This window comes from Pseudomonas sp. 05N432 (assembly GCF_056396945.1).
On the sequence record NZ_JBFTMM010000021.1, the window covers coordinates 53,346 to 65,878 of the forward strand.

The following is a 12,533-nucleotide window of genomic DNA, read 5'->3' on the forward strand; positions in this document are numbered from 1 at the left end:
ACCGCTTTGAAGATCTACAGCGTGCTCTGTGGCAGCGATCACCAGGATTTACGCTCCACGAGGGGACATGAAACCCTATGAATAGAGGGCTCATTCCTGCTTTCGATCAAGTGCTGAGCGGCTCGCCGGCCCATTTCGTAATACGGGAGTTGCACGGTGCTCAGCGGTGGATAGAACAACTCGGCAACGCCGATCATATTGTCGTAGCCAAGTACGGCCACCTCGGCGGGAATACGCAGGCCACGACTGAGCAGGTATTGATAAGCGACCAACGCAATGCGGTCGTTGCCACAAATAAGCAGATCGAAGGTCGGCTTTCCATCCGACTCACGCAATTGCTGCTCCAGCGCTACAACCGTTTCCTCATAGGCGTCATCGGTCGACAGGTTGTATTGGGGAACACTGTTCAGGGACACACCGCCCTCTGCCAGGGCGCGAACCAATCCCTGCTGGCGCAGCTCCCAGGCGAGGCTGCTTTGCGGCAGGTTGATGCACAACGGATGCTGGTAGCCACGCTTCAGCGCTTGCCGCACGGCCTGGTACTGACCGTCTTCGTCGTCGGGTACGTAACAGGCCACGCCTGGCTCTGAACTCATGCAGTTGCTGAGTACCAGCGGCAGGCTGCGGAGCACCTGGGGAATCTCGACGGTACGAAGCTGCATGGCGCTGAAGATGATCCCGTCGGGCTGATGCGACAGCATCAGGTCGATGGTTTGCTGACTCGGCGGAGTCTCGAACACGTTGAGAATAAAGACGTTCCAGCCGTTTTCTCGTGCCGTGCGCTCCATTGAAAGCAGCATTTCTACAGCGAAGGGTGTTGTCGCGGTATCCAGCGCAAAGACGCCAATAGTCTTGCCGCTGGAGTGACCGCCACGGATCTTGCGCGCAGAAAGACTGGGAACGTATCCGAGGGACTCGACCGCTTGACGAACTTTCGCCAGCGTTTCCTGGTTCAGCTTTTCCGGGGTGTTGAGCGCCCTGGATACGGTCATGAGGGAAACCCCCGCCAGCCGTGCGACATCTTTAACTGAAGCCATTCGCGGGTGCCATTGCTTGTCTGGCCGGGCATCATGTCATGCTTGGCAAAAGCATGACAACACGATGCCCGGCAGCAGGCGGCACGAATGGTCTGCCAGGGGTACTCAGAGCTTGAGATCGGCCAGGTTCCAGACAGAAATCTCCCCGAACACCCCCGCCCCGTTGACCGCAAAAGCGCTGACACCCAGGCTGTCGGGCCGCGGATAAATCCGACTGCTCAAGCTATAGACGCCATCGTCGACAAACACCTCGATGGACGAGCGATCGAGAAAAATCCGCAGCGCAATCCGCGTTTGCTCCGCTTTCACCGGAACGCTACGAACACCGCTTACGCCAGCACCCGAGTGTTGCCTGTCGAGGACCAAACGTCGGGACATGGCATCGAAATACAGCAATGTCCGTTCCTGTTGGTCTTCACTACAGCGCAGCGCCAGGCCAAAGCGCTCGGCGGTGCTGCCTGCCAGATCCAGTTCAAGCTCAAACTCCAGCAGGGCGCCACGCACATCAAGTGTGCGGCTCCGGGATTCGACCGCGCCGACCTGCAGCATTTGTCGTGATTGCCGTAGCGCTGTCAGCTCACGGGCCGGACGCATACGCAGCCGCTCGCCGTCGCGGCTCAACTCACGTGGCAACGACAGCGCACCGCACCAGTGTTGCGCCTGGCTCGGCATAGGGCTGTCCCACATGTCCATCCATGCCCAGAGCAGACGGCGTCCGTCCGGTGCCAGCAGGGTCTGCGCGGCATAAAAATCGTGACCGTGATCGAGTTCGTGGAGTTCGCCTCTCTCAGTGAAATAGCCGGAGTCATCCAGCAGGCCCAATCGATAGCTGTTCTGGAATTTATTCCAGTTGTCGTACCCGCTGGGCTTCAGGCCTTGCGGCGAGTACAGAAAAACGTCGCATCCATCCACTTCGAATACGTCCGGGCACTCCCACATGTAACCGTCGGACTCGCGTTCGCCATCCAGGGCACAGCCGAGGTACTCCCACTGATGCAAATCCTCGGAGCGATAGAGCAAAAGCTGCGGGTCGTCCCCCTGACGAGCGCCAAGCGCCATCCACCATTGGTCTGCGCGCTTCCAGACCTTCGGGTCGCGAAAATGCATGATGTCTGGATGCGGTGGCGTTTCGATCACCGGCCCATGTTTGGTGAACGTGAGGCCATTCGTACTGCTGGCCAGGCATTGGACCTGGTGAATGTTCTGATCATCACCCGGCGCCCCTAACCAGGTGTGCCCGGTGTAGATCAGATAAAGCGTATCGCCGAAAACAACAGCCGACCCTGAAAAACAACCGTCTCGATCGTAGGGATCGCTGGGCGCCAGCGCGATGGGCAAATGCTCCCAATGCACCAGATCACGGCTCTTGGCGTGCCCCCAGTACATCGGCCCCCACTGCGCCGAGTAAGGGTGATGCTGATAGAACACGTGGTATTCGCCTTGAAAATAGACCAGCCCATTTGGGTCATTCATCCATCCGACCGGGGGCGACAGGTGATAGCCGAGGCGATAGTCGTTGCCACGTTCGGGCAGTTTTTTTTCGATGGCGCGATGCGCTTTGTCCAGCAGTGCAGCGTGCATGGCTTGGTCCTTACTAGGGTTCGTAACGGTTGGCTGATTGCGCCATGGCAGGAAGCTCTATCGAATCAAGAGCGCTTGCCCGGGAGGATTGGCGGGCGGGATCCGCACGTAGCAATGACCATGACAGCAGCAGGCAACTGCCTACCAGGCCAGCCATCGCTACGTAAACGCTCGAGAAGCCAACATGGTCGTAGCCGTATCCCACAAGTGGCGACAGCAGCATGGCGGTCAATTGCTGGGCAAACTGGAATCCCACCAGATAAATCGAGGCCGACAGCCGCGAATCGAAGTTGAGCGAAATGTATTTGAATACCGAGACCAGCAGGATCGGGACTTCAAGGGCGTGCAACATCTTGCAAGCAGCGATGGTCCAGGCATCCGTTGCCAATCCGGAGCCAAGAATGCGGACGAACATGATGCTGCCAGCCAGGATCAATCCATACTTGGCGCCAGTACGACCGACCACCCATGGCGCGAACAACATCAAGACCGCCTCGAGCAGAACCTGGGATGAATTCAGGTAGCCATAGGCTCGCGTGCCCTCCTCCGGGCTTGAGAAAAACGAGGAGAAATACACCGGAAACTGCTGTTCGTAGATCATGTAGATTCCACAAACCCCGGTCAGGTACAAGCTGAACGCCCAGAAGCGCGGCAGTGTCAGCAACTTCCAAAGATCGTTAAGCCGCACTGGTTTGCCGGCTTCGCCACCCGCGTGCGCTTCTGGTTTGTTGAAGCGCTGCAGATCCAGGCGGAACAGGATCAGCAAGAACACGACCCCGGCGGCACTGCTCATGTAAAACGCAATGTTCGGGTCAATGTTGAAGACCACACCAACGACACCTGTCGCACTCGCCCAACCCAGCGAGCCCCACATTCTGGTGGTGCCAAACTCGAAACCCGCGTGACGCGACAATCGCTCCGTATAGGACTCGATGACACCCACGCCCGCGAGCATGGCAAACGCCAGGAAAGCCGCGCCGACCACGGCCCCCAACACCACGTTCTGGGCCAAAAGGTTGGCGTAAACGTAGATCGCAAAGGGGGCCGAGGCGCAGAGCAGTACACCAATCCATACCAGCAGTTTTTTCGACAGACCAAGCCGATCCTGAAGAGCGCCATAGAACGGTTGAATCAGCAGTGCCGCAATCGCGTTGGCGGCAAAAATAAACCCGGTTTCCGTTCCATTCAGACCGATGACTCGATGAAGCCATATCGAGAACAGCGAGTAGCTGGATGACCACGAAAAAAAGAAGAAAAACAGTAAACCACTGATGAGCCAGTACTCACGTTTGACTGATAGCTGCATGTGACGACCCTCTTGTTTTTATTTAAGTTAACGTTAACATCGCAGCGCATTACGCGTCCTCTCCCTGCTCGTTGTCAAGTGGATCCAAGTACCAGGGGTGGGGATAAGGATCTGTTCAACAGGTCATTGCAGTACCCGAATACAAAAACAAGAGGGTTACCTATGAGTGCTGTGGTCTGTCGGCCTTTGGCTGGCTTTTCTTTGCTTTTTCTCTCCACTCAACTGCTCGCCGCACCGGTGCAAAGCATTGAGGAACGTCTTGCCAGGCTTGAAGCCAGAACCTCCGTCGCCGAGGCCAGAGCCCTGCTGGCGGAAGCTGACGCAGCTCGATTGCGCAAGGAAGTCGAGCAACTCAATCGGCAAATCGCGATCACCCCGCCGGCGATCGCACAAGCCTCTCTCAACGAGCGCGTTGCCCGGATAGAGGCGAACCAGCAGGTCCTTGAAAACCCTCCCCCAACGACCGCGTCGTCAGCCAGTTCAACCGGGCTTCCGAACGATGGCTTCACGTTCGGTGGCTATGCCCGCTCGGGGATAGTGACCAACGGATCAGGTGCCGGTCATGGCGGCCCCTACGTCACTCCCGCAGGCTCCGTGGGGGGAGCTGTTGGCAGGCTTGGCAATGAAGTCGATACCTACGTGGAGGCGAAGTTTTCGAAGGAAAGCCAAGCCAGCAACGGCACGCATTCGAAATACACGCTGATGCTCGCCGACGGCCTCGAAACACCCAATGACTGGACCGCATCAGAAAGCTCACTCAACGTGCGGCAGGTCTACGCCGAACTGGATCATCTGGCGTCCTTTCGAGACAACCCGCTGTTGCGCGATGCAACACTGTGGGCCGGCAAGCGCTTTGATCGGGACAATTTCGACGTCCATTGGCTCGACAGAGGGATCGTATTCCTTGCCGGGACCGGTGGTGGTATCTACGACGTGCGCCTGACCGATGACTGGCGCATCAATGCATCGCTGATGAGTCGCTCCTACGGCGACTTCGGTACCGAGGAAAACAAGGACATCAGGAGCTATGTCGCCACCCTTAATCAATTTTTCGATGAGGGTCGCTGGCAAGTCATGCTCAACGGCATTTCCTCGCGCCAGAACGATGCCAGCCTGAACGAAAAGAGCCACCAGGCATTCACCACAAGTACCCGGGTGAACAAGGCTGGGTTCAGCCCTGCCGAAAGCGGTTCGCACGGCATGCTCGCCTACCATCAGCCTGACTTTTTCGGCCGTGAGGGCTACTTCAAAGCGGCACTGCTGTATGGCAAGGGGTTGGGGGCGGAGGTCAACAACATCGGTGCCGATGGCGACCTGCTGGACGAGGCTCAGACCGTGCGGCTGGCGCTCTATGGCCATACCCGCCTGAATCAGGATTGGAGCATCGCGCCCGCGGTGATTGCCGAGCGCAGCAAGGATCGCTATGTCCCTGGCGACGACTATCGCTATGTGACGCTCAACATGCGTCTGGCCAATGAACTGAGCAGCAACTTCGAAATGCAATATGAGCTGAGCTGGCAGAAGATGGACCTGAATGCGCTTGGCTATAAGGACCGGCAAACAGCCAATGGTGACTACTGGAAATTCACGTTGGCGCCCACCTTCAAGGCACAAACCGGAGACTTCTTCGCTCGCCCTGAATTGCGCCTGTTCGCCACGTACATGAACTGGTCCAGGGACCTCGATAACTTCAGTGCAACAGACGATTTTGGTCAGAAGGGCTTCAAGTCTGGCGGGGTCTGGCAATTCGGAGTGCAGATGGAAACCTGGTTCTAAGCGCCCTTTAGAGCTGAACCGGCCCTGCAGGTCGCTCGCCTTCAGCCAGCGTGTCCTCCCGGTGCCGATCCTTCGCGTTACCAAGCTGGAGTCCGGCAAATCACCGGCTCTGATGATGAGCCGCCTCACCTGCGTTGCACTGCAATCACGCAAAACAGGTCAGTCGTATTCCGCTTCCCGATGCTCCCCCAGCAGGCGGCGTTGACGCGGTGTCGCGGCGGCCAGCACATCGGGGTTGAAGTGCCAGTGCAGGTAAGGCGAGAACTTCTGCGCCACCATTCGCCGGCCGTAGTGTACCTGCAACAGGTAGCGCACGCGGTCGGGGGTTCGGTTGTCGCTACCGGCGTGCCACAGCTCACTGCGAAACATCAGAGCGTCCCCGGCCCGACACAGCACTGGCTTCGCGATACAGCCATGCCACTGGTTTTCGCCGCGAGCAGGTGGTCGCCCGGCTCGGTGGCTACCGGGAATCACCTGGGTGGGACTAAGGTCGGCGTCGATATCGTTGAGGTAGAGCTGCGCGGTGCAGATCTGCATCGGCAACTCGAAGGCCGGGTCGGCCAGCAGGCTTCGCGGCAACTCCATCACCAGGTAATCCAGGTGCAATGGAGCGCCGATGAAGCCGGGATGGCAGCGCCAGGCGGTCTGGCCAATGATGTGACAATCCTCTCCCAGGGACGCTTCGGCCAGTTCGATGATCCCGTCCAGGTCGAGAAACGGCAGCCAAAACGGGTCACGGTTGAACACGCACTTGTAATGGTCAAGCAAGCCACTGTAGTCCCAGTGCTGGGGTTTCAGGCCGTCTATTGCATGGCGCAGCGCGCTGATCCGGGCACTGTCCAGCACGCCAGGCAGTACCACAAAACCGTCCCGATGCAAGGCTTGAAGGCGGTTGGCAGTCAGTGATGACAAGCGCTCGGTGGTGTCCATGTTGCGCACCCGGAAAATGCCGATAACTCCCATTCATACTGGCACTGCGCGAGGTGCTTAGCCACGTTTGCGTCCTGACGAAGCCTGAGCGAACGCCCCTATCGTGCAGTACCATCGTGAGGCTTATAAAAGACAAATTTTCGGGTCTCGGCGGTCTTGATGTATTCCCTGGCCCATTCGGGTTTCACGTGTTTACTGTGGAAATACATGGCGCCATGGGTTCGGTCCGTGAGTTGGTGATTGAGCGCTTTTCGCGCTATTTCCGTGGCAGCCGCATAGGGAGCGTCTTCGTCGGCATGATCCGAACGTCGATCACACCACCACGAAAACTGGCAGGCATGCTTTTGCGAACCTTGCTTGACCACCTCGCACACCGTACCTGGAAAACCTTCATGGCCTAGCCGGTTCAACACCACATTGGCAACCGCTTCCATGTCGGCCAATTCCCCACCTTTGGCCTCCCAGAAAATAGTGCGTGAAAGGCAAGTTATTGCATCCTTCAAGGGTGCTTTGCCTGCCGGATCGACCGCCTGCGCTTCAGAGGGGGTAATCGCCTCGGCTTTGGGCACCGGTGCCACACTGCCCTTCTCTGCAGTCTTCTGTTCCAGGACTTGCGCCTTGTCCACCGCCACCTCCTTGTTTTGCGCTTGGTCAGCCGCGCCCACCTGCCCCCCGAGAAGGGCGATTGAGAAACAAGTAGCAATCCAGATCAGACGCATGACGAACCTGCCGACCGAGTCATATTGACGACTCCGCTTATAGCGGTCGACACCGCAGCAGCCCAATCATTCCAACAGACTGACAGCAGGCAGCTATTACTGCTGCATATCAACCCGACCGTCCGCTCACCCTTCTGCTTTACGTGTAGATATGCCGACGATGGGGAACTCCTGACTGTCGCCACACATCCAAATTCATGTAGCACATCCGTTGCTTCATCCTTTCGGAGGACGCCGTCATGCGTCGCACACTTGTCATCTCTTCGCTAATACTTTGCCTGCCCTTTGGTTCGGCCTTTGCCCGTGTGGATGCACGCGATGTCGCCACCTCGGCAGGTGTTTCCGCATCCCTTTACTCAACGTTCAAGGATCACAAACTGGTTGTTTCTGCCCGCGATGACGCTTCCAGCTTCGTGGCCAGTGGAGGTGCCATTCGCGGTGCCTACCTGGAGTCGGAGTTGCAACAGATTCGACGCGAGCACCCAGAGCTCAAGGCCAGCGACGAAGATCTGGCCCAAGCGATCCTCTTTCAATCCGAGGCACCTGCTGATCACTAGAGGCATACGCACGTCAGTGACAGGCCTTGGGGCTCACCGGGATGATGAGGCTGGCCTAATGTCCAGGTCCTCAGCCTCTGTGCTGACGTGCACCGCCGACCAGGAACTCCTGTCCGACAGCGCGGAACAAAAAACATAAGGCCGGTCATTCAGGCCTCATGTTTTAGGAGGGTTCGCCATGCGACGTATATTCCTCATTCCATTGCTGGTGCTTTGCCTGCCCTTTGGTTCGGCCATGGCCCACAGGCGCCATATGCCCGATATTGATGCGCGCGAAGTGGCAACGTCGGCAGGGCTCTCCGTGTCGCTGTACTCGACGTTCAGAGACGACAAAATCGTCACGCCAGCCCGCGAAGACCTCTCCAGCTTCGTCGCGAGCGGCGGCGCCATTCGCGACGCCAATCTGGAGTCGATGTTGATGCAGGCTCGACACGATCATCCTGGCCTCCAGGCCAGTGACGAAGAGCTGGCCCAGGCGCTGCTCGTTCAATCCGGGGCACCTGCGGATCACTAGAGATGAACGACACAGGTCAGTGACAGGCCCCGTTGGGTGCAACGAACATTGCGTGAACTTGACAACGGTGGACCCTCGAGTCGAACTCTCGCGCAAGGGTTCGACGGCACGACCGTGAGTCGGCGTCGTCGTTGCTCGCGCAAGCCGGTCAACATCATCACTGCGAAGCCCATTGAACACATTTGATCGCCAGAATAGTGGTCGGATCCACCAACGCGACCGTGTGCTCACGTATTTTGAAATCGTCGCAATGGCTCAAGACCAGCGGCAGTTCCGTGCATCCCAGAATCAGCACATCCGCCCCCAATTCGCACAGATGCTCTGCAGCAAGCAGTAGCTGATCCTTGCAATGCCCGTCGACAAAACCTGCCTTGATCCCACGCTCTCCATAGATCGCATCCATCACCAGCCCCTGATAATCGAAGCCCGGAGTGATCAGTTGCAAACCGGCGAGCCGTGCAGCGTCATGATAGACCCGGCTCTGGATCGTGCCGGAGGTGGCCAGCAGTCCAATTGTCTTGCCTGAACCATATCGCTCAGCGATAGCGCCTATGGTTTCGTTGAGCATATTGATAATGGGAACCCGAAGGTAAGCCTGGATACGCTCGACGAACGCGTGCGCGGTATTGCACGGGATCGCAATGGCGTTTGCACCATAACTCTCAAGCCGTTTGCAGGCGGCATACATGGCCATGGTCGGATCGGCTTGATTGAACAACAGGTTCGCGGTTCGGTCCGGAATCTGCGGATTCTGTTCGACGACCATCTTGATGTGTTCCTGATCCCGGCCAGCCGGCGTATGCCTGACCACCTTGGCCATGAAGTCCACCGTCGCCGCCGGGCCTACGCCGCCCACGATGCCAAGCTTGAACGGTGGACGAGCCGTTTGATTCTCTGGAAGGGTCGCCACCGCAGCGTATATTTCATTCACATCGAGCAGCTTCACGCCGCGACGTTGCAGGTCGGCACACACCAGCGAAAGCTCTGTCATCCCCGGTACGATCAGGCTCGCACCCTGGTTTTGCAGCGACAGGCAGGCCTGATGCACACGTTCCAACGGGACACCCTCAAGCTGTCCGTCCTTGATACCATCGACACCGTACATCGCCTCCATCATCGCCGATTGATCCTGCTCAGCCGGATAGACCAGTTGGAAGTCAGCCCCAAGGTAGCGCTCAAATAACCCTGAGTGACGAACGTAGTCCGAGGCCAGAACCCCCAGCGTGCTGCCCGGATCTGCAACATGACGGATGTTCTCGCTCAGGGCCGCCATCATGTCGAGGATGGGAATGCCCAATTCCTCCTGGATCTCCTCCCGGAAGGTGTGGCTCGCAAAACAAGGCAACATGATCGCGTCCACCCCGCTCGCCTCAAACGATTGGCAGACTTGAAAGACATAGAACTTTCTGGAGGTCATGCTCGCGACCCTGTCCAGCGGTAACAGAATGTCCTTGAAGGGATGTTGCTCGAAGAGGAAGTGGTATCGACCTTGATCAGCCAGCACGGCTCTCGACTTGACCAGCTTGAAGAAAAGGTCGCCTCCCGCCAGGGAGCCAAGCCCGCCGACGATACCCAGTTTTCGGGTCAGGGCTGGCGTGTTTGTTCGTTGGGATCGGGCTTTCATCATCATGATTCTCACACTGCAACCGAGGAAGCTCTGGGTGCTGTTGACGCCTGGATGGCCGGCGCTGCTTCATCAACCTCCTCGGCCGGCTCCGATTTCGCGACCACAGCCGTGGCGATGCTGTTACCCACGACATTGGTCGCGGTCCTGGCCATATCAAGGAATTGGTCGATACCGAGAATCAACAAAATCCCCGCTTCAGGAAGGTTGAACATCGGCAACGTTGCCGCCACCACCACAACCGAAGCTCTTGCGACACCGGCCATGCCTTTGCTCGTCACCATCAAGGTCAGCAATATCAGCAGTTGCTGGGTAAAGCTCAGCTCAACGTTATAGGCCTGGGCGATGAACATGATTGCAAACGCCTGGTACATCATCGAACCGTCGAGGTTGAACGAATACCCCAACGGCAGCACAAAGCTGGACACCCGCTTCGGAGCGCCGAACTTCTCCAGGGCTTCCATGGTTTTCGGGTAGGCGGATTCGCTGCTCGCCGTGGAAAACGCCAACAGGATCGGTTCCTTGATCAACTTCCCCAAGGTAAAAACCGAACGACCGAGAAACAGATAACCTGCACCGAACAGCACCGCCCAGAGGATAGCGATACCCAGGTAGAACTCGGCGATCAGCTTGCTGTAGTCCAGCAACAAGCCAAGCCCTTCAGTGGTGATCGCGGACGCGATAGCGGCGAACACGCCGATGGGCGCAAAGGCCATGACATAGTCGGTGATCTTGAACATCACCTTGGCCAGCTCATCCACACCCTGGGTGATCTGCGTGAAACCCGCTTTTTTCACTGCGGCCAGGGCAAAACCGAAAAACAGCGAGAACACGACAATCTGCAAGATCTCGTTATTGGCCATCGCCTCGGCAATGCTGCGCGGGAACACGTGACTGATAAACACCTTGAGACTGAAATCACCGGTGTTCACCGCCAACGGTGTGGCGCCCACCTGGCTGGCTTGCAGATCGAGCCCGGCACCCGGCTGGAACACGTTCACCAGTAGCATGCCAATGAACAGTGAAACCACCGATGCGGTGATGAACCAGGCCATCGCCCGGGTGCCGATGCGCCCCACGGATCTCGAACTGCCCATGCTGGCGATACCGCCAACCAGCGTCGCAAACACCAGTGGCGCGATGATCATTTTGATCATGCGAAGAAAGATGTCGGTGACCATCGAGAAGTAGGTAGCGATTTCTTTCGAAGACTTGGCGTCTGCTGCGAAATGGTGGCAAAGCCAGCCAACGAGCACGCCCAATGCGATGGCGTAGGCGATATGCCGAGGGAGTCTGTTGTTCTTCACGGTGTTTTCCTCAAGTCGTGTTATTGGTTTTTTGCTTGGCAGGAGAAAGGATCGAAATGCCCGGGTGCTGTGCTGCGGCGGGGGGCATGATCGATTCTATGAAGAGCGCGATAGGCAGATGATGAGTAATCGCCATATCCCGATGCGGTTTTGGAATAGTTTGTGAAATGTCGCGAATACCCGGTATCAGAGGCGTAGAATTTTGCGCAGCACAGCTGGAGGCGGCGTCATGCAAATCAAGTGGTTAGACGATCTATTGGCAATCGCTGAGTGCAAGAACTTCTCCCGGGCGGCCGAGATTCGATGTGTGACCCAATCGGCGTTGTCTAGACGGATTCGCTCTTTGGAGGATTGGGTGGGTGTCGAACTGGTCGATCGGGGCACCTACCCGATTCAATTGACGCTGGCAGGCCGTACCTTTTGCGAACAAGGGCGAGAAGCCCTGGCTGCCTTGCTTGAATTGCGTTCAGCGCTCAGGCAAGAGGAACGAATGCCTGGGCGTTCCATTCAGGTCACTGCCGGGCACAGCCTGTCGATGACCTTCCTGCCCAAATGGTTGACCCGCTTTCAACAGCACAATGCGCATTTCAACGCACGTGTGGTGGCGGCCAATATCCATGACGCGGTCATCGCACTGGCCGAGGGAAACTGCGATCTGATGATCGTCTACCATCACCCTCAAGCGCCGATCCTGCTGGATGTCGAAAAATTCGTCAGCCTGACCTTGGGGCACGACTCGTTCATCCCCCTCTGCGCCCCGAATCGTCGGGGTGAACCGCTGCACCGGCTGCCTGGGAAAACCGGAAAACCCGTCCCGCACCTGGCCTATACCACCACGACTTTTTTGGCGCGCGTTGCCGATATCGTCATCAAGAACGCCCCTGTTCCCTGCGTACTTTCCCGTTGCTATGAAGCCGATATGGCGATGCTGCTCATGCGGATGGCAATCGAGGGCTACGGCGTGGCGTGGTTGCCCGAAAGTGCTGTGACGGAAGCACTGGAACGTGGGCAACTCGTCAGGGCCGGTGGCAACGAGTGGAGCGCTCAGCTGGAAATCCGCTCGTACTGTTCGAAAGCCAATCAGAATCCGACCATGCTGGAACTGTGGAAAACGCTGGAGAAAGCTTCACACAGTCTCTCTGTCTAGCATCAACGGGCAGTGACGACGTTCATTCGAGCGCA

The 12,533-nt window shown here is 57.6% G+C and carries 11 protein-coding genes; 4 read left to right on the plus strand and 7 right to left on the minus strand.

Going from position 1 to position 12,533, the window contains the following annotated elements; all coding sequences use genetic code 11:
* Positions 1-38: 38 nt before the first annotated feature.
* The 3 genes from AC1DHT_RS24255 to AC1DHT_RS24265 form a co-directional block, all read right to left on the minus strand.
* Positions 39-1,037 carry a LacI family DNA-binding transcriptional regulator gene (locus tag AC1DHT_RS24255; protein ID WP_427544883.1) on the minus strand — a complete coding sequence of 333 codons (999 nt, stop codon included), beginning with the start codon at positions 1,035-1,037 and terminating at the stop codon, positions 39-41.
* Positions 1,038-1,142: 105 nt separating this feature from the next.
* Positions 1,143-2,618 carry a glycoside hydrolase family 32 protein gene (locus AC1DHT_RS24260; protein ID WP_427544885.1) on the minus strand — a complete coding sequence of 492 codons (1,476 nt, stop codon included), beginning with the start codon at positions 2,616-2,618 and terminating at the stop codon, positions 1,143-1,145.
* A 13-nt stretch (positions 2,619-2,631) separates the two neighbouring features.
* Positions 2,632-3,924, minus strand: a complete 1,293-nt coding sequence (locus AC1DHT_RS24265) for an MFS transporter (protein WP_427528996.1) — start codon at positions 3,922-3,924, stop codon at positions 2,632-2,634.
* A 162-nt stretch (positions 3,925-4,086) separates the two neighbouring features.
* Here AC1DHT_RS24265 and AC1DHT_RS24270 point away from each other — a divergent pair, with 162 nt between their 5' ends.
* Positions 4,087-5,700: a carbohydrate porin gene (locus AC1DHT_RS24270; RefSeq protein ID WP_427544887.1), complete on the plus strand. Its 1,614-nt coding sequence runs from the start codon at positions 4,087-4,089 to the stop codon at positions 5,698-5,700.
* A 159-nt stretch (positions 5,701-5,859) separates the two neighbouring features.
* Here AC1DHT_RS24270 and AC1DHT_RS24275 read toward each other — a convergent pair whose 3' ends face one another.
* Both AC1DHT_RS24275 and AC1DHT_RS24280 read right to left on the minus strand, forming a co-directional pair.
* Positions 5,860-6,630 (minus strand): phytanoyl-CoA dioxygenase family protein, encoded by a 771-nt coding sequence (locus AC1DHT_RS24275; protein ID WP_427544889.1) that lies wholly within the window; start codon positions 6,628-6,630, stop codon positions 5,860-5,862.
* 98 nt (positions 6,631-6,728) lie between these two features.
* Positions 6,729-7,349, minus strand: coding sequence for a cell wall hydrolase (locus AC1DHT_RS24280; RefSeq protein ID WP_427544891.1), 621 nt, complete (start codon positions 7,347-7,349; stop codon positions 6,729-6,731).
* A 239-nt stretch (positions 7,350-7,588) separates the two neighbouring features.
* Here AC1DHT_RS24280 and AC1DHT_RS24285 point away from each other — a divergent pair, with 239 nt between their 5' ends.
* Complete coding sequence (locus AC1DHT_RS24285; protein ID WP_123580473.1) at positions 7,589-7,906, plus strand: DUF2388 domain-containing protein; 318 nt, start codon at positions 7,589-7,591, stop codon at positions 7,904-7,906.
* A 178-nt stretch (positions 7,907-8,084) separates the two neighbouring features.
* A complete protein-coding gene (locus AC1DHT_RS24290) occupies positions 8,085-8,420 on the plus strand; it encodes a DUF2388 domain-containing protein (RefSeq protein ID WP_427544893.1) in 336 nt (111 codons plus the stop codon).
* A 157-nt stretch (positions 8,421-8,577) separates the two neighbouring features.
* Here the strand turns inward: AC1DHT_RS24290 and cuyB are convergent, their stop codons facing one another.
* Positions 8,578-10,044 carry a cysteate racemase gene (cuyB, locus tag AC1DHT_RS24295; protein WP_427544936.1) on the minus strand — a complete coding sequence of 489 codons (1,467 nt, stop codon included), beginning with the start codon at positions 10,042-10,044 and terminating at the stop codon, positions 8,578-8,580.
* Between the two features lie 11 nt (positions 10,045-10,055).
* Positions 10,056-11,351, minus strand: coding sequence for a dicarboxylate/amino acid:cation symporter (locus AC1DHT_RS24300; RefSeq protein ID WP_427544895.1), 1,296 nt, complete (start codon positions 11,349-11,351; stop codon positions 10,056-10,058).
* Between the two features lie 229 nt (positions 11,352-11,580).
* Here AC1DHT_RS24300 and AC1DHT_RS24305 point away from each other — a divergent pair, with 229 nt between their 5' ends.
* Entirely contained in the window at positions 11,581-12,498 is a 918-nt protein-coding gene (locus AC1DHT_RS24305) for a LysR substrate-binding domain-containing protein (protein WP_427544897.1), read from the plus strand.
* Positions 12,499-12,533: the final 35 nt, after the last annotated feature.